Annotated in this window: 17 protein-coding genes; 7 read left to right on the top strand and 10 right to left on the bottom strand. The window is 32.4% G+C overall.

Annotation, left to right across the window (positions count from 1 at the left end):
- Positions 1-79: 79 nt before the first annotated feature.
- On the bottom strand, positions 80-5,755 hold the full coding sequence (locus LPB87_RS03780; RefSeq protein ID WP_230605001.1) for an MG2 domain-containing protein: 5,676 nt from the start codon (positions 5,753-5,755) through the stop codon (positions 80-82).
- A gap of 244 nt (positions 5,756-5,999) precedes the next feature.
- Here LPB87_RS03780 and LPB87_RS03775 point away from each other — a divergent pair, with 244 nt between their 5' ends.
- Positions 6,000-6,524 carry a hypothetical protein gene (locus LPB87_RS03775; RefSeq protein WP_230605000.1) on the top strand — a complete coding sequence of 175 codons (525 nt, stop codon included), beginning with the start codon at positions 6,000-6,002 and terminating at the stop codon, positions 6,522-6,524.
- Positions 6,525-6,564: 40 nt separating this feature from the next.
- Here the strand turns inward: LPB87_RS03775 and LPB87_RS03770 are convergent, their stop codons facing one another.
- Positions 6,565-7,197: a hypothetical protein gene (locus tag LPB87_RS03770; protein ID WP_230604999.1), complete on the bottom strand. Its 633-nt coding sequence runs from the start codon at positions 7,195-7,197 to the stop codon at positions 6,565-6,567.
- A 35-nt stretch (positions 7,198-7,232) separates the two neighbouring features.
- The gene (locus LPB87_RS03765; RefSeq protein ID WP_039112436.1) at positions 7,233-7,676 is read right to left on the bottom strand and encodes a nucleoside deaminase; all 444 of its coding nucleotides are present in this window, start codon (positions 7,674-7,676) and stop codon (positions 7,233-7,235) included.
- A gap of 62 nt (positions 7,677-7,738) precedes the next feature.
- Here LPB87_RS03765 and LPB87_RS03760 point away from each other — a divergent pair, with 62 nt between their 5' ends.
- The 3 genes from LPB87_RS03760 to LPB87_RS03750 are packed head-to-tail and all read left to right on the top strand — an operon-like array spanning position 7,739 to position 11,471.
- Positions 7,739-8,602 (top strand): hypothetical protein, encoded by an 864-nt coding sequence (locus tag LPB87_RS03760; RefSeq protein WP_230604998.1) that lies wholly within the window; start codon positions 7,739-7,741, stop codon positions 8,600-8,602.
- Positions 8,603-8,654: 52 nt separating this feature from the next.
- Entirely contained in the window at positions 8,655-10,436 is a 1,782-nt protein-coding gene (locus LPB87_RS03755) for a 1-deoxy-D-xylulose-5-phosphate synthase (protein WP_230604997.1), read from the top strand.
- Between the two features lie 39 nt (positions 10,437-10,475).
- Entirely contained in the window at positions 10,476-11,471 is a 996-nt protein-coding gene (locus tag LPB87_RS03750; RefSeq protein WP_129539879.1) for a DUF3078 domain-containing protein, read from the top strand.
- A gap of 3 nt (positions 11,472-11,474) precedes the next feature.
- Here the strand turns inward: LPB87_RS03750 and LPB87_RS03745 are convergent, their stop codons facing one another.
- Both LPB87_RS03745 and LPB87_RS03740 read right to left on the bottom strand, forming a co-directional pair.
- Entirely contained in the window at positions 11,475-12,821 is a 1,347-nt protein-coding gene (locus tag LPB87_RS03745; protein ID WP_230604996.1) for a deoxyguanosinetriphosphate triphosphohydrolase, read from the bottom strand.
- A gap of 79 nt (positions 12,822-12,900) precedes the next feature.
- A complete protein-coding gene (locus LPB87_RS03740) occupies positions 12,901-13,362 on the bottom strand; it encodes an Lrp/AsnC family transcriptional regulator (protein ID WP_129539881.1) in 462 nt (153 codons plus the stop codon).
- 157 nt (positions 13,363-13,519) lie between these two features.
- On the opposite strand from LPB87_RS03740, the gene metE reads away from it, so the two are divergent.
- Positions 13,520-15,844, top strand: a complete 2,325-nt coding sequence (gene metE / locus LPB87_RS03735; protein WP_230604995.1) for a 5-methyltetrahydropteroyltriglutamate--homocysteine S-methyltransferase — start codon at positions 13,520-13,522, stop codon at positions 15,842-15,844.
- Between the two features lie 177 nt (positions 15,845-16,021).
- Here metE and LPB87_RS03730 read toward each other — a convergent pair whose 3' ends face one another.
- Both LPB87_RS03730 and LPB87_RS03725 read right to left on the bottom strand, forming a co-directional pair.
- Positions 16,022-16,624 carry an outer membrane beta-barrel protein gene (locus tag LPB87_RS03730; RefSeq protein ID WP_230604994.1) on the bottom strand — a complete coding sequence of 201 codons (603 nt, stop codon included), beginning with the start codon at positions 16,622-16,624 and terminating at the stop codon, positions 16,022-16,024.
- 208 nt (positions 16,625-16,832) lie between these two features.
- Positions 16,833-17,414: an outer membrane beta-barrel protein gene (locus LPB87_RS03725; protein WP_230604993.1), complete on the bottom strand. Its 582-nt coding sequence runs from the start codon at positions 17,412-17,414 to the stop codon at positions 16,833-16,835.
- Between the two features lie 151 nt (positions 17,415-17,565).
- On the opposite strand from LPB87_RS03725, the gene gldA reads away from it, so the two are divergent.
- A complete protein-coding gene (gene gldA, locus LPB87_RS03720; protein ID WP_230604992.1) occupies positions 17,566-18,462 on the top strand; it encodes a gliding motility-associated ABC transporter ATP-binding subunit GldA in 897 nt (298 codons plus the stop codon).
- 576 nt (positions 18,463-19,038) lie between these two features.
- Complete coding sequence (locus tag LPB87_RS03715; RefSeq protein WP_230604991.1) at positions 19,039-21,153, top strand: outer membrane beta-barrel family protein; 2,115 nt, start codon at positions 19,039-19,041, stop codon at positions 21,151-21,153.
- A gap of 387 nt (positions 21,154-21,540) precedes the next feature.
- Here LPB87_RS03715 and LPB87_RS03710 read toward each other — a convergent pair whose 3' ends face one another.
- The 3 genes from LPB87_RS03710 to LPB87_RS03700 form a co-directional block, all read right to left on the bottom strand.
- On the bottom strand, positions 21,541-22,713 hold the full coding sequence (locus LPB87_RS03710) for a PepSY-associated TM helix domain-containing protein (RefSeq protein ID WP_230604990.1): 1,173 nt from the start codon (positions 22,711-22,713) through the stop codon (positions 21,541-21,543).
- A 109-nt stretch (positions 22,714-22,822) separates the two neighbouring features.
- Positions 22,823-24,067, bottom strand: coding sequence for a DUF4374 domain-containing protein (locus tag LPB87_RS03705; RefSeq protein ID WP_230604989.1), 1,245 nt, complete (start codon positions 24,065-24,067; stop codon positions 22,823-22,825).
- Between the two features lie 36 nt (positions 24,068-24,103).
- Positions 24,104-26,449 carry a TonB-dependent receptor gene (locus LPB87_RS03700; protein WP_230604988.1) on the bottom strand — a complete coding sequence of 782 codons (2,346 nt, stop codon included), beginning with the start codon at positions 26,447-26,449 and terminating at the stop codon, positions 24,104-24,106.
- Positions 26,450-26,579: the final 130 nt, after the last annotated feature.

Here is a 26,579-nt window from a genome sequence, read left to right as displayed (position 1 = left end):
AGTTCGTAAAGTTTTTTTTGCTCGCAGATTTAGCTGATTCTGCAGATTTTATTTCTATCTGCAAAATCTGCGTGAAACTTTACTTCACCACTTCAACCCAAAATCCTTTCGTTCTAGCCAAAAATGTATTATCGTACATTGCTTCACATTGCAATCCTGGCAAATAATAATTACCTAGGTAAGATGCATTCAAGAGAATTTTAAACACTTTGGTTTCACCTGCTTTTAGTCCAAAATAGAAATTAGTTCTATCATCACGAATATCAATATAATCAGCGACATTATTGGTTGCGTCCCCATAATCTGTAAAGCGAGTATTTACAATTTCAAATCCTGAAGGTAAAATTTGAGTCAATGCTACATTTTCGACACGTTCATTTCTTAGGCTTCTAACTGTTACCTCAGCGATAAATTCTGTTCCTTGTGTTATCTTAGAAACATTTATTACTCCGCCTTTTCTGTTTTTGAAGACTATACCAGCCGATACATCACTCTGAATTACATTTTCCTGACCTATCGGTAAAATTCCAGTATTCAATACGCGAACATAAATCGTATTCTTTTTATTGTTTTTTAAAGTGATACTATTTGTACCTGCTTTGACTGTCAAACTTCTATCGGCAACAGTTTTTGAAGTTTTTATAACTTGACTTTTTCCATCTTTACTATACTGTACATCTATTCCTTTTACACCATTGTTCAATGAAAATTGAGCCATCGCATACAAAGAATAAGCTGTAGTTTGTGTACTCATCCATTGATCACTTGCCATACTTTTAGCCAGTTTTACAGCCATAGCAAATGCTTTTTGTTTCTGTCCTAATAACAACATTGTTTCTAGAGCCATCGCACGGTTTCTATCGCTTGAACCATAATAGTAATAATTATACGCTGAAGACTCCTCATCGATTTTACTACTTAATAACAAACTCGAAGCGGCGCTTTTTTGTCCTGCCAGAACATAAGCTGCTGCAAGTCTAAGTTTGCTTTCGTTAGAAATACCTTTTGTTTCACGCAATCTATTCATTGAAGACAAATCAGACGAACCAGCCAAAGCCAATGTATACAAGCGATATGATTGTGCCATATCATTCCCATAACGCGGTTCAAATCGCCATTGTTTGGCCTCTTTTTGTTGATACGAAAGCCATTTTGATTTAAAATTGATTGGCAATACATATCCTTTCTTCTCTGCTTCAATCATAAAATGTCCTGCATAAGAGGTTCCCCAATCATCGGCAATTGAATTCCCTTGCCAATACGGAAGTCCTCCATTTGACAATTGAAAACTTCCCAATCTTGTAATTCCTGCTGTAACATTCTTTTGAATAAGCTGTTGGCGTGTTGCATCAATATCTGCCACATCATTTAAGAATAACTGTGGAAATACAGACGAAGTTGTTTGCTCCACACATCCATGCGGATACTGGATAAGAAATTGCAATCTTCCATTTAAATTAATAGTTGGCATTGACGACACTTCTAACCTGGCTTTATTACTTCCTGACACTCCAAATGTTTTCCAAACAATCGTTTTTGAACTATTTGGTTCCAAAACCACATCTGTAAATGTATTAGTAACAGGATTTGGATTCGTCATATCAATTTCGACATCATAAACTGATTTTTCTTTCCCTGAAGTCGCAATAACTTGTACTTTAGCAATTCCCGTTAAGCTTCCCACCTCTAGATTAAAATAGGCCATTTTTTCGTCTGGCTGTGTAAATGTCAATCTTTGAGCTGGACTTCCCACAACTCTTAATCCATTGCTTGTTTTAATTTGTACAGTAACGTTTTTGATGTTTTTTTCCATTGCAAAAATCGTAACTGGGATAGTTACTTTTTCTGATGGCGAAATTTTTCTTGGCAATGAAGCCAATACCATTAACGGACTACGAACAGGAGTTGCTTTCTCTACACTTCCGTATGCACTTGTATTTGCATCTCCAGCAACTACCATTGTTCTTACTGAACCAATATATTTAGGCAATTTTATCTGATGTGTTTTAGTTTCTCCTTTTCCTAATTTAAATGGTCCGAGGTAAACAACTACTGGTTTAAAACGATTGGCTTTCTTCGCTTTTCCTCCACCTAAGTCCTGATCTCCACCAATACTAAAAATCTGATTTACTTTACCGCCATATGCACCAATTACATCATCATATACATCCCAAGTTTTTACACCTAAAGCTTCTCTAACATAAAAACTGTCCCATGCATTTGGCGTTTTAAATCGGGTTAAATCGAGTAATCCTTCATCAACAACTGCAATTGTATAGGTCATTTCTTTTCCTGATTTCTCACTTACTTTTACAGGAAAGGTTTGTTCTGGTTTCAGTACATCTGGCATTACTATACTTGGAGCTAGAATCGTCGTTTTATCAATTACTTCGATTGGAACAATTCCGTACATACGAATTGGTGAATCATTTTTGGTTGATGCATGGGGCTGCAAAAGTGTAATATTAAAATACACATTTGGTGCCATCGCTCCTGTAATCGGAACTTCAATTTTAGTTTCTCCTTTTTGAGTTTTCACCCAAAGTGTCTGTACTACTTTCGAGCCATTTTCTATGGAAACTAAAGCACGCCCGCCTTCACTCGAAGGGAAAGATATTTGTGCTTTTTCGCCTACTGCATAATTCTTTTTATCTGTAGAAAAAACAAGCATATTGGCTGTAGAAGCATCTGTATTTCTTGTTTTCCCAGACCATATTGGCCAATCTATATTTACGGTTATTGCTGATGCATGTCCTCCAACTTCATCCGAAACACGAATCAAATAACGTCCCCATTCTTCATCTGTCAATGCAAATTGAAAACTTCCTTTTCCGCTTGCATCTGTATTTACTCTAAATGTTTTGTAAGATGTGGTAGCATTTGATGAATTGTAATTGGACAAATTATCACTCGAAGCATCCCACCACCAGCGCCATTCTGTTTTATACACTTTTACCTCTAGATCTCTTACAGATTTTGGTCTTCCATTTTCATCAACAGTTACAACATCAAATCGATTCATTTTACGGGTTTCAAGCATTCCGTATTTTGTAGGTTCTGGCGATTTTACTCCCACATAAGTGTTATATGGCGAATAGGTTGTTGAGATAACATCTGTACTAAAATCACCACCTTCTTCGAAAACCTTGGTAATAAAAGCTGCTCTTAACATTCCTGGTGCCTGCCCTTGTAATTTAGGCTCAATGTTTACGGTTGCTCTTCCGTTTGCATCTAGTTTCCCTGAGAAGATATTAATTTCCTCTGTACTAAATTGACGTACCAAATCATCAAAAACATATTTTTCGTATCCTTTAAAAGTAGTGCTTTGCTGAGAAAATTTTGCTTGCATTTCTACATTCAAGTTTTTAGCAATCGCTCCATGAAGCCATGTAACTTCAAGATTACTTGTATTTGGATATGATGAAGATAATATTGCTCTTCTAAAAGTATTTTTTATTTTTAAACGATTCGGTTTAATCGTCTCAATTTTTATGCTCTTGTAATATTTGGCTCCTCCTACACTTACCATAGCTTCCCAATTTCCTGTAGGCGCTTCTGCATCTGTAGGAACTGTAAACGCATAATGATTTAGATCATTCGATTTCTGAACCGTTTGATACGTAACTTTTCCGTTAGGATCAGTTAATCTAAATTTTATCGGATGTGCTTTTGGTAATTTATTTGCCGCATCATTAAATATAAATGATAAATACAAATTGTCTCCTGGGCGCCAAACTCCACGCTCACCATAAATATATCCTTTTAAACCTTTCTGCAAGGTTTCCCCCGCTACATCAAAGTTACTTACCGACAATGAATTTCCATCATCAAGTTTTACATAAGTTGATTGCGTTCCTAAAGTAACAATAGCAAAATAGGCAAATTTATCTAATTGAAAAGAAGCAATTCCTTCACTGCTTGTTGTTCCTGTTGTTAGTTTTTGTTGCTGAAAACTGTATAAATCTACTCTTGCATTCGAAACTGGTTCTGTGGTGATTATGTTATTTACTACAAATAAATACGATTTATTCTCCCCTCGTTTAGCAATTACTCCCAGATCTGAAGCTAAAATATTAGTTCCTATTTTTGCATTATAATAATAGGAACCTGTACAAGGATCTTGACTTTCTCTCCATTCGTAATCATCATAATAATAGTCGTCGTATGAGTTACCACTGTAGTTTACATCATTTTCATCTACTTCTTCTTCTTCGGTTTGATCTGTATCTGCTTCACTAGTTTCACATTTATATAATGAATATGCTTTTTTATACGAGAACTCCACTCTGTAAATTGCTCCTGGTTCTGGTGTAATTATCTTAGACAAATCCAAAGCATATGTATTCCACTTAGTAAGATTAACAAGTGTATTTTCTTTAAGATTAATTGTGCTTTTTGCAACGGGCTGTGCTACTCTTTTTAAGTTTTGTGCTCCGTTTAATTCATTGTTCTGAAGAAATTGCAATATATTATTTTTATAAATCTTATATACTTTTACATCTACTGCACTAAGATTTACTGCTCCAAAATTCAATTTCAAATTATTTGAACTTGGCAATATTGTTCCATTTTTTATAAACTTAATATTTGGTTTTATCTGATCGAAAGAAATCTTCTCCGAATAATTTTCGCTCATCTTTCGACCATACTGGCTTTCTATTCCCTGAAAGACTTCTAATAATAGTTCCCCAGTAACCGTTTGATCAGATACTGACTCAGCCTCTGGTTCTTCTACTACTTCTTGTACAGCTACCGCAGCACTATCTACAGATATACTTGTAGAATCTACTGCTACACTTGCTGTATCAACAACTGCAACAGCAACCTCATGTACAACTTCCTCAACTGGTTTTTCATTACTGAAATAAACTTTTAAAATATTTCCTTGAGTTGAAAACTTTAAGTTGTTTGTATTTTGTATCGCCACCAATCCCTTAAAATCTTGTCCTTTTTCTAGTGGTTCCGAAAAGTTAATTAATACGGATTGATTGTTTTCATCTGGAATCTCAACTTTTATAATTTTAAACTCATTTATTGATGTTATTGGAAAATCCATTTTCCCTTTTTGATCAATGTCAAAATCGCTTCCATCATAAGAAATCTCAAGATTACTTGCTTCAGATAAACGCTGAATACTATCTATGATAAACTTAAATTCTTTTCCAGAACTTGCCGCTTTATCAAATTTAATAGTAAGATTTTTTCCGTTATGGCTAGCTAAAACCAGTTTTTTTGCTGTTTCTACATCTATAATATCAGCCGTTTTTAATACACAATTTAAGTATTGATATTCTTTACTATACGATTGAACGTCCAGCGTATTTACAATAAAATCTTGTTTAACTGTTTTAACAGTAAAATTGAATTTAGATAAATCTTTATCATCATCTCCTTTTTTCGGGAGCGTAATTAGTTTATCTAAATTTAGGGTTACTTGATATTCTGTTCCCGCTTTCAGCTTTTTTTTGGGGATAAAAGCAATCGTATTACTAGAAAGCGCTACAACTTTACCATCTACACTAGGTGAAATATCAAATAAATCACTATCCAATTCCTGATTTATTTTCCAATCTTTTTTCTCAAAAGCCAAAACAACGCGTATATCCGATTGAGACGAAACAATCCCTCCGGTAAAACTTGTTATATAATCTTTGAATAATGAAAAATCAGAATTAAAATCAGCAGCAGATTTCCTTCCACAAGCCTGAAAAATAAAAAACACAAACAACACGTAAACTAATCCTCTTGTTCTCAATTTAGTATCAAATTAATGGTTACAAAATAATATACTATATAAAGATTAAAACATTTTACAATCAAGATTACGATTGATTAAGTGCTCTTTATATGTAATAAAAGTACTGTAAATTTTAATTACTTTTAAGAAGAAAATCCAGTATCCCTATTTTTTTTTAACTTTTTTTGAAGGCTATGAAAAACCAATTATTAAATGTACTATATTTCGTTCTTTTTAATATTGTGAAAAAATATCAAATAGTTTGCGTAAAGATTCTACTGAAAACGAATTCATTATAAAAAACAAATCAGTTATCGTATACCTCCTGATGGTAGTAACTTTTATTATTTTGTTGTGTTTTGCGGATTATTATGTTCTACCAGCCTCAAAAACAACAGATGTAATAACACACTATGCGGTGATAACTACAGGAAGAGGATCTAACCCAGAAAAAGTTTCTGTTCATTATTATACGCAGAAGGAATTTACTTTTTCGACGATCAGAGATGATATTGAAGAAAATGATGTAGAACTTGAGTATTCTTTGTTATTTAAATCTATAACAAAAGTAAAATCAGAGAAGAATGATTACACTAATCTTCTTTGTAATGGTTTGAATAGTAACGGAATTCAGTTTTATTTTTGTGGAGTATTACTTATTTCTATAGCGATAAGTTTAAAAATACTTCTTTCGAAAAAGAGTTTTTCTGAAAACACATTTTACAATATAATTTGCTTTAATTTATTTATGATATTCCTATGTGTTTACATGACATATCTGTATTAAACGAAAACATCTTTATTTAGATAATCTTTCTTTTTAACTTTTAAAATTCCACTCCAAGCTTAGACAATACATTATCTAATTCCGTAAAATGTTCCTTTGTATTTGCAGCATAAAACAGTTGATTATTAGCCATTATCACAATTACATCATCCTCATAATTACCATAAAAATTTATTCCTTCTAGCCATTTCCTGAATGAAACTCCTTTATTTCGGAAATTTTCGACAACAAAATCCAATTCATGTTGCTCTAATTCATAAAATGTGTAGCATGGAAATTCTAATGCATAACCAGCCTGAAGAAAAGCCATTGCGGTAAAAAACTCCGTTAAGGTTTCTGTTTCCAAGTTCCATTCTTTTTCATCGGTACTCATAAAAACTGGCGGATTGGGTTTTAATAAATCATCTTTATGAATTCCCCAAACACATGCTTTTTGATTTTCAGAATAAAATATCAAATAATCATTCTGTTTATAATATTGAAATCGCTCTGGTATAATTAATAAATCTTGTGTTTGATTTAAACTTTGTATTCTACCTAATTCACTATAGTAATCAACAAATACTTCAGGTAGTTGCCCGAAGATATTTTTAACACTTTTAATTTCATCATTAGTAAACCCATTAGGTTCTGTAATATGAAATAGCTTTTTTATTATTGAAAAATCAGTCATAATAACTTTTTAGTAAGAATGAAACAGCGATAAAATTATCTTCGCCTTTTAGCAAAGAAACGTTTCATTAAATCTGAAGCTTCATTTGCCATAACACCACGAACAACAACTGTTTTAGGATGTAATTGTGTCCCCATTTTTTCGTAACCTCGATGTTCATCGCTTGCTCCGAAAACAATTTTTGAAATCTGACTCCAATATAAAGCACCTGCACACATCTGGCAAGGTTCTAATGTTACATAAAGCGTACAGTCTTTTAGATATTTCCCGCCTAAAAAATTAGCCGCGGCTGTTATTGCTTGCATTTCGGCATGAGCAGTAACATCATTTAATAATTCGGTTAAATTATGGCTTCTTGCAATGACCTTATTATCAATTACAATAATGGCTCCTACAGGAATTTCATCTTTATCAAATGCCATTTCGGCTTCTTGTAAAGCCTTTTTCATAAAATACTCGTCGGTAAAAATATCTATCATAAAACAAAAATACATTTTTAAGAAGTAATTTTTATTACATTTATTTTTTTGATTTTTAAAATATGCCAACAAAACACAAAATAAGCATTCCTGAGTCTTGCCACGAAAAATGGGATAAAATGACTCCTGTTGAAAACGGACGTTTTTGTCTTAGTTGTTATAAAACTGTTATTGATTTCACAACCATGTTACCAGAGGAAGTACAGCATTTTTTCATAGCAAATCAGAACAAAAGTGTTTGTGGCAGATTTAAAAATTCTCAATTAGAAAACATAATAATTCAAATTCCTGCCAAAGTTTTATACAAGCAGACTCAATATCATAGAATGTTTTTATTAGCTTTATTCATTGCTATGGGTACCACATTATTTAGTTGCCAAGATAAAAATGGTGACAAGCAAAAAATAAATAAAATAGAAATAGTTGGTAGTTCATCAACTGAAGAAAGAACCATGGTTGGAGACATTAAAGTTAGTGGTAATGAATCATCTCAAGTTCCACCACCTCCACCTCCAAAAATCAAACAGGTTAAATTTGTAAAACCAACTACTAAAAGTTCCGGTGAAACTACTAAAGACAAAACACAATCTTCAAATCAAGTTAAAAAAGATAATTCTGTATTTACTACAGGAGCGGTAACGCAAACAAATGCAGAATTCCCTGGAGGTATTGACCCATTTTATACCTTTTTTACTAATGAATTTAAAATGCCCGAAAATACAGATACCAAAAATCTCAAGATTAGAATCTCCTTTGCAGTAGAAAAAAACGGAACGTTATCATATCTTGAATCTGTACCTGCTATTGATAAAACAATAGAAAATGAAATCATTAGAGTTTTAAGTTTATCCCCAAAATGGGAGCCGGGAGAATCTAATGGAAAAAAAATAAGAATGCAATATTCCTTACCAATTGTATTGGAATAAGATCTCAGATAAAGTTTAAATTTAAAACCGTAAATTTGCTTTTTACCTTACAATGAAAAGCAATTTACTTTCCAACATATACAATCCTGCCGATTTACGCTTACTCTCCGAAGCGCAACTTCCTCAAGTTGCTCAAGAATTACGTAATTTTATTATTGATATTGTTTCTGTAAAAGAAGGCCATTTGGGCGCAAGCCTTGGCGTTACCGAACTTACTATTGCCTTACATTATGTATTTAATACACCCGACGATTTATTGGTTTGGGATGTTGGTCATCAAGCTTACGGGCATAAAATATTGACTGAAAGAAGAGAGATTTTCCATACCAATCGGCAGCTTCATGGTATTTCTGGCTTCCCTAAAATAGCTGAAAGCAAGTATGATACTTTTGGTGTAGGCCACTCCTCTACTTCTATTTCTGCAGCATTAGGAATGGCAATTGCTTCTAACTTAAAAGGCGATTTCGATAAACATCATATTGCTGTAATTGGCGATGCTTCGATTGCATCGGGAATGGCTTTTGAAGGCTTAAATCATGCTGGAGTAACCGATGCAAATTTATTGGTTATATTAAATGACAATGCTATCGGGATTGATCCAAGTGTAGGTGCGCTTAAAAAATATCTCACTGCTGTAAAAGAAGGAAAAAATCCGAAGAAGAATAACATGATCAAATCCTTGAATTTCGATTATTCAGGTCCTATCGATGGTCATGATATTTATGCTTTGATCAAAGAATTAAAACGTTTAAAAAATATAAAAGGGCCTAAATTCCTTCATATTGTTACTACCAAAGGAAAGGGATTACAACAAGCCGAAGAAAATCAGGTTCAATATCATGCTCCAGGGAAATTTAATGCTTCGACTGGAGAGATTATCCCTAAAATTGAAGACAATCTTCCTCCTAAATATCAAGACGTATTTGGTTTAACTATTTTGAATCTGGCTCAAAAAAATGAAAAAATTGTTGGTATCACTCCTGCAATGCCTTCTGGAAGTTCGCTGAAATTTATGATGGATGCTTTTCCTAAACGTGCTTTTGATGTGGGGATTGCCGAGCAACATGCTGTAACACTAGCCGCTGGCATGGCCACTCAGGGAATGATTGTCTATTGTAATATTTACTCTACATTCCTGCAACGTGCTTACGATCAAGTCATACACGATGTAGCTTTACAAAATTTACCTGTTATATTTTGTCTTGACAGAGCTGGTTTGGTTGGAGAAGATGGTGCCACTCATCATGGTGTTTTTGATATCTCGTATTTGCGTTGCATTCCCAACATGACCGTATATGCTCCTTTAAATGAAATAGCATTACAAAACATTTTATATACTGCACAATTAGGATTAAATCATCCTATTGCTATTCGATATCCTCGAGGTCGTGGCGTAATTACCGATTGGCAAAAAAATAATTTTAAGAATTATGCTACAATCGAAATCGGAAAAGCAACTTGTCTTAAAGAGGGTAATCGAACCGCCGTTTTATCTACTGGAACAATTGGAAACAACGTAATAAATGCACTAAAAAACAATGGTAATCCAAACACTATTGCTCATTACGATTTTCCTTTTATCAAACCATTAGACAACAAATTATTACACTCTATTTTTGGAAAGTTCACAAATGTAATTACTATCGAAGATGGGGCTATAACTGGTGGTTTTGGAACGGCTATTTTAGAGTTTTCAGCCCTTCATAAGTATACTCCTAAAATAACAACATTAGGTATTCCTGATGCTTTTATTGAACATGGAACTGTTACCGAATTACAACAATTATGCAATATTGACGTTAAAAGTTTAGAAATTCTTTTTTCTCTTGGTTAAAAATAATTATTTTGCAGACCCAAAACAAAAAATGCCATAATGAAATTATTCCATTTCCCTATTTTAATACTTTTTTTATTTTGTTCATCTAAAAATTTCGCTCAGAAATCTTTAATTCAAACTCAATTAAATCCAGTAATCCAAACTCAATTACCAGATGTACATTCTAATTGGACTAAGAAAAATAAATTAGGTTTTGATATTACCCAAATTGCTTTTGTTAACTGGAGCGCTGGGGGAACTAGCTCAATTTCGGGGCTATTTAAAGGTGAGTTTTCAAGAGTATACACAAAAGACAATCATAAATGGGCAAATGAACTTCTACTAAAATATGGACTAAACAAACAAGATGGTATTGAGTTACGTAAAACTGATGATGCTTTTCAGTTTAACTCAACTTATGGTTTTAGAAGAGACACACTTTCAAACTGGTATTATTCTGCAAAATTTAATTTAAACTCACAGTTTACTAATGGATATTCTTATCCAAATACAGACATTCCTATTTCCAAACTTTTTGCTCCAGCTTATGTATTCTTAGGAGCAGGGGCTGAAAACGCTAATAAACAAAAAAATCGTGCTTTCTATTTCTCACCAATTACATTAAAAACCACTTTGGTTTTAGATCAAACCTTGGCAAATCAGGGAGCATTTGGTGTTAGAAAAGCCATTTATATTGATGACCCTCTAGATCCTAACAATAAGATTCTTGTTGAAAATGGCCAAAAAATAAAGGCTGAATTTGGTATTTTATTTACAGCTTATACAAAAAATGAGATTTTCAAAAATATATTTTTTGAAAACCGTCTTAGTCTTTATACCGATTACCTTAATCGATTCGGAAATGTTGACATCGATTATGATACCCGTCTAGATCTTGTTGTAAACCAATATGTAAAAGCCAATGTCGGCATACATTTTGTTTATGATGATGACATCAAATCTAAAAAAGAAATAGACGGAGTACAAGTTACTCAAGGTCCGAAAGCACAATTAAAACAAGTTCTAGGAGTTGGAGTTGTTTATGCTTTTTAACAACTAACTTGTTTTTCTTCCATTTATAGTTTCATACAATTCTAAGGCATTTCCATCGGTTAATAATGAAACATAATGACATATATGAAGTAATCTTTCATACAATCCTTCTTTTTCTAAATGATGTTTTTCTGGCAACATCTTTAAAATTAAGGTATCGTAGTTTGATGTTTCTCCGTTGTATTTATTATTAAAAGCCGTTATAAATTTATCTAGAAGTGTCTGGATAATCTGATAACCAACTATTTCTTTTTCGATCACTTCACGACTCTGATATATATTTTGAACACTCAAATTTATAATATCGTTCATCTGTGCTTTATATTGACTTTTATCCATTAATGCATAAGGAAATTTACCCGCAAGGATGGCATCTTCATTATCAATAAAAACTTTAACAGCATCATTTATCAAGCTTCCAATTGCTAGAGCTCGTAAATAACTAATCCTGTCTTCTTTAGTTGTTAGCGTTTTATATTTGGCTACGCCAATATTATCTTTTACAAGTTTAATCAGGTATTCTAATGCATAATCCTCTGAAACTAGCCCTAGGTTTATTCCATCTTCAAAATCAATAATAGTATAACAAATATCATCGGCAGCTTCTACTAAATAAGCTAGAGGGTGTCTTTCGAAACCAATATCATTTCCAGATTTATTAGGTAACATGCCCATATCGACAGCTACTTTATTAAAAAAGTCTTTATCAGTCTGAAAGAAACCATATTTTTTATCGGCTATATTTTTGGTCGGTTTTTTAGGCAGGCTTTCTTTTGGATATTTCATAAATGCTCCTAACGTAGCATATGAAATTCTAAGTCCTCCTTCTATTCCTGGTCTACTTGCTGTTAAAACAGAAAACCCATTAGCATTACCTTCAAAATCTATTAAATCCTGCCATTCTTTATCCGTCAAATGTTCTTTGTACTGTTGTCCTTTTCCTATAGAAAAATATTCTCCAATAGCTTTTTCTCCCGAATGTCCAAAAGGTGGATTCCCAATATCATGTGCCAAAGATGCGGCTGCAACTATAGCACCAAAATCGTTCATGTGGTATCCGTGAACTTCTTTTAGATATGGATATTTTTCGATTATTTTTTTTCCTACCAAACGACCTATAGAACGGCCTACAACCGAAACTTCTAAACTGTGCGTTAATCTGGTGTGTACAAAATCTGTTTTAGAAAGAGGAATTACTTGCGTTTTATCTTGTAGACTTCTAAATGCCGATGAAAATATTATTCGGTCGTAATCTACTTCAAATCCCAATCGCGTATCATCTTGTTCTACACGTAATCTTTTGCTAGTATCGCCTTGGCGTTTGAGTGATAAAAGTTGTTCCCAGTTCATTGTGTGTTTTAGATTGAAGATTAACGATTTTAGGTTTTGAAAGGCAAAAATACATTTTTATTTCAGGACTTTGTAATGATTAAAACTCTAATGCGGTGCTGTGTTTAATTTCCCCCATCACAAAAATACTGTTCGTATTCCCTATGTTTTCGATAGTAGACAATTTATTCATTACAAAATCCTGATAACTAGTCATATCCTGAACAAGGATTTTTAGCATAAAATCATAATCTCCTGCAATATTATAACACTCTATAATTTCGGGAAGCGCAACAATATCTTTCACAAAATTGCTCCCTACATTTCTTGCATGTTCTTTTAATCGAACATTACAAAAAACAGTCATACCACAATTCATTTTTTTCTTGTCTAACAGCGCAACATATTTGGTAATATACCCGTCTCGTTCTAATCTTTTTATACGTTCGTAAACAGGCGTAACAGTCAGGAATAATTTGCTTGCCAGGTCTTTTGTATTGATATTTGAGTTCTCCTGAAGGTGTCTCAAGATCTCTAAATCGGTTTTATCTAAATTTTCCATAGTAATTTTTACGGCTAAAGTTCGTTTTAAAAGGATTCATCAGTATTATAATCTTCAAATAACAACTTAATAAAGTTTATTTACTTAAATAAAATCCAAATATAAGTTTTAAAAACCAATACAATAAATTTGTTCAGTAAAAAATACTGAAACAAAAATGAAAACAAATAATTTAGGTTATCCTCGAATTGGTAGCAACAGAGAATTAAAAAAAGCTAGTGAATTATACTGGGCAGGACAACTTTCGGCTGAAGAACTTTTGGCTGTTGGAAAGAACATCCGCAAAGAAAACTGGCAATTGCAAGCTGAATCTGGCATTGATTTAATCCCGTCAAATGATTTCTCATTTTACGATCAGGTTCTGGACTTAACATTGACTTTGGGAGCAATTCCTGAGCGCTATAATGATTTTGCAAAAACAAATACTTCTATCGATCTATATTTTGCAATGGCAAGAGGCTCGCAAAAAAACGGACAAGATGTTGTTGCTATGGAAATGACAAAATGGTTTGACACCAATTATCATTATATTGTTCCTGAATTCACAAAAAACCAAAAATTCACTTTATTTTCAGAAAAGATAATCAACGAATTTAAAGAAGCAAATGATTTAGGTATTGCTACAAAACCTGTCCTTATCGGACCAATCTCTTACTTACTTTTAGGAAAAGAAAAGGAAGAAGGTTTTCACCGAATTGACCTTATTGAAGCCTTACTTCCTGTATATTTTGAGATTTTCGAAAAATTAGAAACTGAAAACGTAACTTATATTCAATTAGACGAGCCTTTCCTGGCTTTAAACTTAACTGATAAAGAAAGAAATGTTTTCACGAAAGTATATACAGAAATCAACAACCGTTTCCCTAACATAAAAATTATCCTTGCAAACTATTTTGACTGCTTTGGAGAAAACCTAACTACAGCATTGGCTTTGCCTGTTGACATCTTGCACTTAGATCTAGTACGCTGTCCGTTACAATTAGATGATATTTTAGAATCAAATTTATTATCTCCAAACGTAAATCTTTCACTTGGTCTAGTAGATGGAAGAAATATCTGGAAAAATGACTTTAAAAATTCATTGGCAATTATCGAAAAAGCGACTAAAGCTCTTGGCGAAAACAGAATATTAATCGCTCCATCTTGCTCATTAATTCATAGTCCTTGCGATTTAGAATTAGAAACTAACAATAAAACCCTTACTCCGGAAATTAAACAATGGCTGGCTTTTGCTAAACAAAAAATACAAGAAGTTGTTTTAGTGAAACAGTTTGCTACGAAAGAAATAGATATCGCAAACTCTATCCAATTTGCAGAAAATACTTTGGCAAACGAAAACAGAAAAACATCAAAATTAATCCATAACGAATCGGTTAAAAATCGTGTAGCAGACATTGCTCCAGGTGATGATCAGCGAAAAAATACTTTTGCCATTCGTCGCGAAAAACAAATAGATGCTTTAGATCTTCCTTTGTTCCCAACTACTACGATTGGATCTTTCCCGCAAACTCCTGAAGTGAGAAGTTGGAGAGCTAAATTCAAAAAAGGCGAATTATCACAACAGCAATACGATGATTTAATAAAGAAAGAAACGGAAGAAACAATTCGTTTTCAAGAAGAAACCGGAATAGATGTTCTTGTTCATGGTGAATTTGAGCGTAATGATATGGTGGAATATTTTGGAGAACAATTAGCTGGGTTTACTTTTACCAAAAATGGCTGGGTACAGAGTTATGGCAGCCGCTGTGTAAAACCTCCTGTAATTTATGGTGATGTTTCCAGACCAAAACCTATGACTGTAAAATGGTCAAAATATGCACAATCACTAACTCCTAAATGGCTAAAAGGGATGTTAACTGGTCCTGTAACAATTCTGCAATGGTCATTTGTTCGTAATGATCAACCACGTTCTCAAACTTGTACACAAATTGCATTGGCAATACGAGATGAAGTTGTAGATCTTGAAAATGCGGGAATTAAAATCATCCAAATTGACGAACCTGCTATTCGTGAAGGATTGCCATTACGTAAAGAAGAATGGGCTACTTATTTGGATTGGGCTGTTAAAGCATTCCGAATTTCAGCTAGTGGTGTTAAAGATGATACTCAAATACACACACATATGTGTTACAGCGAATTCAATGATATTATCCAAAATATTGCCGATATGGATGCCGATGTAATCACTATCGAATGTTCGCGTTCGCAAATGGAATTACTTGATGCCTTTGCCGATTTTAAATATCCTAACGAAATAGGCCCTGGAGTTTATGACATCCACTCTCCCCGCGTTCCTTCTAGCCATGAAATGGTGAAATTGTTAGAAAAAGCATCCGCAGTTATTCCTGTAAATCAGCTTTGGGTTAATCCTGATTGTGGTTTAAAAACTCGTCATTGGGATGAAACAAAAAAAGCACTGATTGAAATGGTAGCTGCAGCTCAAGAAATGAGAGCAACTGTTGAAAATGCAGTAAGCCTATAATTTTTATTTAAATCTATTTTTTGTTATTTGTGTCAACTACGTGGAGTCGAAATTCTTGTAGTTATGATTATTTTCGATTTCACTTTAGTTGACTTTATTTTTTGAAACACTTTAACCAAAAGCAAAAAAAGCATTCGCTATTGACGAATGCTTTTTAATTTTTTAATCTATTTAATACTAGAAGTTTTTAGAAATTCCAATGTTAACTGTTTTACCAAAATTAAAGTAGAATTTACGAACATCGGTATCACTAGTATCAAAATTTAATGTTTCATACCCTAAACCACCTATACTAAAGTTTAAACCAAAGCCTTTTTTCATATTAATAAAAAGAGCTGGAGTTATTCCTGCGTACATACCGTCTGCTTTAGTTTTTGAAATAAGTGATTCATTAATATAATTTTTGTTTTTTTGATTTTGGAAGCCAACTCCTAAATCAGCAAATACAGAAAACGTTTCACTCAAGGGAACCGAATAACGTACAAATGCTCCTATTTTTAAAGCATTATATTTCGATTCTGAATCCTCTATAGCATTATTTGGTAAAGAAACTGTCCCTTTTGATGAAGACAATGCAAATTCGCCCCCAACTGTCCAGTTATCGTTAAATTGGTAACCTACTTTTGGAGAAAAAGTAAACGAATTTGATTTTCTGTTCTCGGCTTGTTGATCAGTTTTTTCAGAGGAATATCCGATATTTCCACCAACTAAGATTGTTCCTTTTTGAGCATTTGCATAGCTTAACGTAGCTAATGCAAGAATAAGTAGCATTTTTTTCATATTAATGTTTATTAAGTTATTACAAACACACAACAACAAAAATACCATCATTTAACTCTAACAGATTTATTAACAATTTGTTTAAAAAGAACATTAAGCAAAGCTCTTGAAATCATAATTTAATAATATAAGAAACTAAAACCTTACTTCTAAGCACAAAAAAAGCACCCTTATTTGGGTGCTTTTAAAATTGAAAACTAATCTAAGATTAGAAGTTTTTAGAAATTCCAATACCAACTTCTTTACCGAAATTAAAGAAGAATCTACTGTAATCAGCACCGTTGTTATCAAAACTTAATGTTTCATAACCTAAACCACCAATATTAAAGTTTAAACCAAAACCATTTTTCATGTTGATGAAAAGAGCTGGAGTTACACCTACGTACATACCATCTGCTTTAGATTTTGAATAAGCATTTCCAGGACCGTATTCTTTGTTTTTAAAATTTTGGAAACCTGCACCCATATCAGCAAAAACAGAAAAAGTCTGGTTTAATGGCACAGAATAACGTACAAATGCTCCGATTTTGAAAGCATTGTTTTTTACTTCTTCAATTCCATTATCTTGATTAGATGATGCTACTGTAAATTCACCCCCAACAGTCCAGTTGTCGTTAAATTGATAACCTACTTTAGGAGAAAAGCTAAAAGTATTTTCTTTTTCTTCACCAAATTTGAATTCTGATTTTTCAGAAGTGTAAGAGATGTTTCCACCAACTAAGATTGATCCTTTTTGAGCATTTGCAAAGCTACAGATAGCTAATGTAGCAATAAGTAAAAATTTTTTCATTTTATTTGTTTGTTTTTTAAAATTCAGATTCCATTTAACAATAACAATGCCGTCTTAGCTTAGAATTTATATTAATTTTAAGAGTTCTTTAAAAGATAATTTTTAGCAATCAATGGGATTTCTGTTTACTTTTGCAACAAACAAAAAAGCCATGTCAATAGAAGTAAACAGCATATCAAAAAGTTACGGTACTCAAAAAGCTTTAGACGAAATTTCTTTTTCGATTAAAAAAGGAGAAATCGTTGGATTTCTTGGTCCTAATGGAGCAGGAAAATCTACTCTAATGAAAATTTTGACTACTTATTTACTTGCCGATAGCGGCTCAGCCCTTGTAAATAGTCATGATGTCATGACAGACACCAAAGCAGTGCAACTATCTATTGGTTATTTACCAGAGCATAATCCATTGTATTTAGATTTGTATGTTCGTGAGTATTTGGCTTTTAATGCCGATGTTTATAAAGTGGCAAAATTCCGTATTGAAGAAGTTATTCAACTGACAGGACTGTCTGCCGAAAGTCATAAAAAAATAGGACAGCTATCTAAAGGATATCGCCAGCGTGTAGGATTGGCAAATGCATTATTACATAATCCTGATGTTTTAATTCTTGACGAACCGACAACTGGACTGGACCCGAATCAGTTAATAGAAATTAGAAATGTAATTAAGAATGTAGGCAAAAACAAAACTGTTTTTTTATCAACTCACATTATGCAAGAGGTTGAAGCCATTTGTGACAGAGTTATCATTATTAACAATGGGAAAATTGTTACTGACAAGAAACTAGACAAATTAATTTCTGAAGATAAAGAACAAATTATTGAAGTAGAGTTTGATTATCAGGTAGAAGAACAATTACTTGCCAAACTAGAAAACATCAGTTCATATAAAAACACGCATGACATGATTTGGGAACTAACATTTGTTACTGAAAAAGACATGCGCCCGGCTATCTTTGACTTTGCGACTGCCAATGGATTAAAAACATTACAGCTTAATCAAAAAAATAAAAACTTAGAAGCTGTATTTAGAGAAATCACTAAATAAATCTACAGTCTCAGTATTTAACTTACACTTTACATTTCGGCAGTAATAAATCTGTTCACTTATAAAAAATCCAATTCCTTCTATTATTTATAGAGCGAATTGGATTTTTTTATTAGACAATACTAAAAAAAGCAAACCCTATTCGAGTATTCTCACCTTAATACCTTTCCCAAAAAGCTTAGAAACTGGAGTTTTACTGTGATTTAAATTCAATTTAAAACTGGATAACAACTAATTACCAATAATTTATCCTTCATCATGAAATTTGTATTTATTTTTATTTAGACTTGTTATAAATAATACTATATTTGAAGTTTAAAAATTTAAATAATATACAATCATGTTTTTATTTTATTCCTCAAAAGTCTTCTCCTCTGCGCATACGCATTCAAGTAACTTATTTTTTCTTGAAAAAAAATACACTGATGAAATTTGTTAAAATGGATTTCATTTCTATTAAAAACTCAATTTGTTTATTTCAGATTTCATTTCAAAACAAAGATTATTATAGACCAATTATACTTTAGGCTCAATTTAGAGGCCATTTTATTATTCTCATAAATTAAAACAAATAATATGAAAAATATTATAACATCCCTTATGCTTGCATTTTCTGTTTATGCCTTTTCGCAAACAGAAAAAGAAAAAGATAGTATTATCGAAACATCAGTAAATGCATTAGATGAAATTATAATTGTAAAAAAGAAAGTTCTTTATACTCAAAAATCAGATCGTATGGTTTTTAATGTTGAGAACAGTATTGTTGCTGAAGGCGGAACTGCACTAGATGTATTAATGCGTGCTCCTGGTGTTGTAGTGTCTCAGGATGGAGAATTATCTATTAGAGGACAACAAGGTGTTGGCGTAATGATTAATGGCAAATTAACGCAACTTTCTCAAAAAGAACTTGCTAATTATTTAAAATCAACTACCTCATCTAATATTAAACAAATAGAAGTCATTACTAATCCTTCAGCTAAATATGATGCAACTGGTAAAGCAGGAATGATTAATATTATATTAAAAAAACCAAGTGCATCAGGAATAAAAGGAACTGTATTCTCTAGTTATGGAAGGGGTAGAAAAAACAGAACTAACTCTGGTATGAATTTAAGCTACAACAAAGACAAATTTGGTGTTTTTGGAAATTACAGTTATACTTTTAGAGGTGAAGAAGAACGCAAAAAATTTGAACAAATTCAGTACAAAGACGATAGCAGACAAGAAATCTCGACAACAAACTATCAACATTCGACAACAAGCGAACCTCTTACTTCAAACAATTTTAAAATTGGAACTTCCTATGAAGTTTCTTCAAAAACGAATTTGGAAGTTTCGCTTGACGCAAAAATTGGCCGCTACGAAAATATTGCCAATGGAGGTAATGCTTTATTTAACAATTTAAATCAATTAGAATTTGATGCTTTAACTTATAATGACAGTAAAGAAAAGTGGTTTGATTATACCTATGCTTTTTCTGGTGTTCATAAATTTAATACTGAAGGCAAAAATATGACTTTTGATTTTGAATATGAGACGTCTAAATTTAGATCTAATCAATTTCAAAGTGCACAAAATTTAATCGCTGGTGCCCCAATTAATGACCGAAGAGGTTATATTCCTTCGCATTTAAAAGTTTTTACTGGTAAAGTAGATTTCACAAACCCTATAAAAGAAAAACAAACTTTGGAATGGGGATTTAAAGCAAGTGTAAAGAATAATGATAATCCCTCGGTTTATGAATATTATAACAATCAATGGATAATTGATCTTAATTCGACAAATCATTTTGTATACGATGAACAGATTTATGCCGCTTACGCTAACTATAAATACAAACTAGAGAATCTTAGTATTCAAGGAGGAATAAGAACTGAATATACTGCAATTGATATTAACCAAAAAACGCTGAATGAAAAACATAAAGATGATTACTTAAAATGGTTTCCAAGCCTTGCATTAAAATACGAGATGAGCAGTAATCATTCGGTACACGCTTCTTATAGCAAGCGAATCAACAGACCAAGCCAGTTTGATTTAAATCCTTTCCGTTTTTATGACGACTCATTTAATTATTCACAAGGAAACCCAGATCTAGTTCCTGAAATTACTCATTCAACAGAGATAGGTTACTCTTGGAAAAGCGCATTTATGGCTTCTGTATATTTTAACCAAACCAAAGATGTTTTTACAGAAATTTATGTTTACAACCCTGCAGATAATACAACTGTAACCTCTCAAATCAATGCCAAAAAATCTTTTAATTATGGCGTAAATATCACGAATACAACCGATATCTATAAATGGTGGTCTGTAAATACCTTAATGAATGTTTTTGAGAATAAATTTGAAGGAAACATGATTAATACAAATAAAATTGACCCGATAGTGACATTAAACTTAAATGTTCAAAACTCATTTACAATTACTGACACTTGGAAAGCTGAGGCCAATGCTCAATATCAATCAAAATCGAATGTTGGAATTTACGAAAGAGATAGTTTCTTTGATTTTAGCATCGGATTATCAAAACAAGTTCTTGCTAACAAAGGCAGTATAAAGTTTAATGTTACCGATATTTTTAATACCAATAAATACAATATCAATTCAGTTATCGGACAAACTAGTATTGATAAAAGATATAATCTTGATAGCCGTGTAGCAACAATCTCCTTTACTTACAGAATTTAAAAAAACTACACTCTTTAATAAGAAAGCCCATGAAATTTCATGGGCTTTCTTTGTTTTATATGGGTTTCGGGCGTGTATTAAATGGAACGTAGAAAATAATTTAGCCTATCTTACTTACACAATCTTACCACTCTGAGAAACGAAGACAAGTTTGTGGAAATTCGTGTAATTTGTGGCGAAAAATTAACCGCAAAGCGCGCAATGATTTACGCAAAGTTCACAAAGCTGTTCCTCTATATTTTCATTCTGATGCAGAAAGACAATATTATGGTAGTTTTGTGGTAAAATAATTCAATCTTTCACTTCGCTATATAAACAAAAAAGTCTTTTGAAGAATATGAACTCTATCAAAAGACTTTAACTAACTAAAAATACACAAAAACAATCTTAATTTTTAACTCCAGGTTTTGCTTTTTTCTTTCTTCCCCACCAAATATAAAAACCTGTAACTGGTAAACTAGCACATATCAAACTGGCAATAAAATATAGAATCTTAGTTGGTATTCCTCCAATAGCTCCAATGTGGAGACTATAATTAGATCGCATAAGCCATCTTGAAAAACGTTCGTTGGCAATATACTTTTGTGACTTTGGCAATAACTCTAATGTTGTTGAATCAAAATATAAATCCCTCCAAATCCCCTTGTTCATATCTGTACAAGCATAAAAATCTTCTTTTGGCTCATCTGGTAGATGGATAATAACAGCTTCTTTGTTTTCTATAGCAATTTCTTTCCTTACTTTGTTCCAAATAATATCAGCCGCAGTAAGCATATCTATTTGTTTTTTTGATAAAGTATCTTTTGTAGCCGTAGTAACTAGTTCTTTTTTCTCTTTTTCATCTGCCCAACCACCAGCTATCCAATACGTACTTGACCTGACCCAATGAAAACTCATTATTAGTCCTGTAAAAGAGATAAGCAAAGCCAATATAATAGTATAAAATCCCATCACATTATGCAGATCATAATTTATACGTTTAAACTTAGCATTCCATTTTATCTTAAAACTAGCATTTCTAGTTGTTTTATTCCATTTTTTAGGAAACCAAAGTATGAGTCCGCTTATAAGTAAAAAAAAGAAAATTAGCGTTCCCCATGCTGTTACTTGCGAACCAACATCCCGACCCAACCATAAATAACGATGTCCTTCATCCATAATATGAAAAAGATCTTCGTGATCAACCATTCCTGTAATAACTCCATTGTATGGATTTACATATACCAAAGAATCCGATTCGATATCAACTTTAATTGTTTTATCTAAACCATTATACCAAAACCCATGAATCTCTTTATCAGGTAATGCTTTACTAACTGCTTTGTATATTTTAGAAGGTGGCAATACTTTATCTGGTTCTTGGGCTTCTACACTTAACCAAGGCGATGTCATATTTTTTATTTCTTGTTCAAAGACTAAAATACAACCTGTAATTCCCATTATAAATACCACGATTCCTGAAGCAAGTCCTAGCCATAAATGCAACCAAGCATTAATTTTACTAAAACGTGATTTTCCTTTATTTGGTGGCTTATTTGAATGGCTTTTAATAGTAGTCATTGGGAATATATTTTAATAAGTAATAGTATTTTAGGAGGCAGAAGCCCATATATAAAATGGCTTGAGAATTATAATGATTAATCTCTCAAGCCATTTAAATCATATTAATTTAGCGAGTAAGTTTTCCAATTGCAGGCAAGTAAAGACCTTCTTTGATAACAGCACCAGCTTTAGCAGCACCAGTTGCAATATCTATTTGATATACACGAGCTACCTCGCCAATTACAAAACTCTTATATGCTTTTCCATTTTCTACAAACATGCTCCCTAATCCAAAAAACTCATCTCCACCATGATCAGGTAATCCTGTAACTGGTAAAATTGTTTTAGAAGCTAAATCAAGAATTGCAGATTTGAATATAGTTTTTGTACCCAAAAAATTATAATATGTATCCTCTGAATCTATACTATTAGGTATATAAGATATAAAAACCTTTTCTCCTCCTAATGGATATGCAGCTAGAACTTTTCCATTAAGAGAGCTTTCCTGAATATTGAAGAAATAATTTGCATCAAATTTATCTTCTCCTTTTTTAATACGCAATATTCCCGAAGAAACAGCAGTAGGAGGATAACCTCCAGCATGAGCGTTAGAAGAAAATGTATAGATATCTCCAGATGCTGTCTGCACAATTCCAGTATTCTCATAATAAATACCAATAGCAGCTGTTCTAGTATCTTTAATTGTATTTATATATTCCAACGAAGGATACTTATAAACTTTAATAACTGCATCAGATGAAAGCACTACATTTTTTTTGTCTTTAACATTTTTCATGTAAACTGGTACAAAAAGTTTATCTCCAGAAACTGCAGCTCCTGTTGGCCAATACAATATATCTTTATTTCCAGGAGTAACACTAAAATCGTTAGTCTTGCGGTTTTCAATGGCAACTTTTGCTGGATTGTAAATCATTAATTCACACTCAGAAGAACTACCATCCCAAGTAGCTGCAATATTAATTAGTTTTTTATCGTCTGTGTAACCAACAGCATAAGATGATTCTAAAGCAAGCTTAGATCCTGCTGTTAACTTTCCTGCATCATTAAGAAAAAATGAAACAGATCCTTCATCACTAGTACTTAAAGCAAAAAAAGTATTCTCTACAGGAAAGCAACTCCCCCCCTGTTCTTTACCAACACCTCTTGCACTTATTTCTCCTGTCATTAATTGATCGATAGAATTAAAATCTAATATATACTGCGTATAATCTGCTAGCCAATAAGAAGCAACATACTTAGAACCTGTAAAAACTGTTTCGTCTTTTGGAGCTGTATCATCACTGCTACAAGAAAAAATAGATAACGATAGGAATGCCAAAGCAAAACCTTTTTGAAATTTGTTTATAAACATGATTTATTATTAAAGGGTTATTATTGAAATTAATTACTACTGAAGGAAGTACCTGAACTTAACTGAGAAAGCACGTCCTGGCTTTTGAACTTTAAAATAGTCGTACACCTTGACATCAGTAATATTTCTACATTCAAATGCGAAGTTGTATTTGCCGTTTAAAAAAGAATAGGAAACCATTGCATTTTGAGTGAATTGCTCCGGAATGGCTTTTTTAGTTTCTAGTTCACCTAATATTGGCCAAGTCAAGTAAAAAGCATCAATATAATTAGAACTAACATTTACAGAAAGTCGGTCGTGTTTATATTTAATGTTTTTAAAGTTAAAAGTTAAATCAGCATTACCATAAAAAATAGGTACGTTAGGTAGTTGTGCATCGTATAATTCATCAGGAATACTAGTCCCTGTTTTAAATTTATTCTTGTTAAGACTTTTTTGATAGGTACTATTTATTTCGAATGTAAGTAAGTCATCGTATCCATATCGCAATACACCATCAATACCCGTTACTTGTACGCTTTGAATATTTTCATAAACACTTACATTACCAGATATTCTTTCTTGTATAAAATCTTTAGCTTGTCTGTAAATTAAACTAGTTTCGGCACTAAACTGATGTTTGTTTTTTTGAGTGTGAAAAGCTAATCCAAAATTGGCATTATCGCTGCTTTCTGGTCGCAATCCTATATTGTTCTTTATTGCTATTCCATCTCCTAACATTTCTACGCCTAAAGGCAATCTATATGCATGCTCATAAGATGCTTTTATCTGTAATTCATCAAATAAATGATATGCGGCTGTAGCACCATAACCATAATCCGTTGATGAGGTAGACAATGTCTTATCACTAGTAATCACTTTTGTATCTAAAGTGAAGATTTTACCAAATGCAGAAATCGCAAGTCTATTGTCTAATCCACTAAAAGTATAACCTAACCCGATAATGTTTTTATTAATTGAAGGTTTTCCTAACGAAAGATTTTCTTTATACTCATCAGTTTCTTTTCGACTATATCCTAAATATGAATAATTTAAACTTACAGAATGTTGTTCTTGAATTTGATATCTCAAATTTGAGACAACCTGTAAATTTTCTTCATCGAAAACAAAAATTGTTTTATTTCCCAACTCTCCTCTATCGTTATTTCCTGCAAATTGTCTGTAGGTATAATTCCCTGACCAGTCATAAACTCTTGAAGAAGTATCTACAGCACGATTATTTACCAAAGCGTAAGTAGTATTAAAGTTAAATGATAATCCTTTCGTAAAAAGGTTGTCTTTTTTATATTTTAAAGAAGAAATAAAACTTTGACTATCAGTAAAAGCTTGTCCAACAACTTTATCCATAGTTTTACCTTGTTGAATATCTTTTTTGTTCCCAGACATACCGAAACCAACAAGTAAATAATCGGCATATTTTTTATTTTTAAATCCAGCTTCTGCCATTATCGTTCCCGACTTATAGGCGTCGTGAAAATGTTTAAACTTTTCTTCTGGTAAATACTTTGAAGTGTTTTTATCAACAATACTCACATCAACTTTATAATCATTATCCGAGTAGTTTGTAAAGGCGTTTATATTAGCAATAAATCCATCTTTACCCGAAAACCTTGTATTTATTGCTGCTCTGTGTGTATTAAAAGAACCATAACTATAAGAGGCATCAATATATCTATTCACATTTTTATTAGTGATAATATTAATTGCACCCCCCAAAGCATCCGCTCCTAATTCGATAGGTACAACACCTTTATAGACATCAATTCTTTCAGCCATGTTTACTGGAATATTATTCAGAGTAAGCGAAGAACCATAACTATCCATAGGAATTCCATCTAAAAAAAACTTAACCTGATTACCAGAAAACCCATTCAATGTGAAGTTAAAATCAGAACCCATTCCGCCAGATTCACGAATACGTATCCCTGTTGTTTTATTAAGAACCTGATTTAAATCGGCAGAGGTATTATGAATTTTTTTAAGATCGACAGCCGTAATATTGTAAGCCTGCTCTCTTACACGCTGCACTTTAGATTTTCCTTTTACAGCTACTTCATTTAAAGTCGCCATATCCTCTTCCATCGTAATATTTGGAACTACTTTTCCGCCTTTCAGTAAGGTAATTGAAGTATAGATGGTTTTGTATCCTACATAAGTAACTGCCAGAATATAATCCCCAGGCTCAGCACTAATCTTATACTCTCCCTTGCTATTTGTAAGTGTAGCATAAGCTGTTCCTTTTAACGCTACCGAAACCGCTTCGCCTGGTTTTTGATTGTTTATTATAACAATTCCCGATATAGTTGATTTGTTTTTCTGTGAAAAGACCTGAATTGTGGTCATTAAAATCAGTAATAGAATTCCTGTTTTATGTAGTCGCATTAACTTTTAATTAAAAATGAACAATTGATATGAAGATTAATTTATGACAAAATTAACTCTTACATCTAAAAAAATCAAGTCTATTTTTAATTATTCTAAATAAATATAATATTTAACTTTAATAATGGCT

This window comes from Flavobacterium sp. EDS, from assembly GCF_020991525.1.
Taxonomy (GTDB): Bacteria; Bacteroidota; Bacteroidia; order Flavobacteriales; family Flavobacteriaceae; genus Flavobacterium.
The sequence above is the reverse complement of the archived record's forward strand: the minus strand, read 5'-3'. Positions and strand labels throughout refer to the sequence as shown.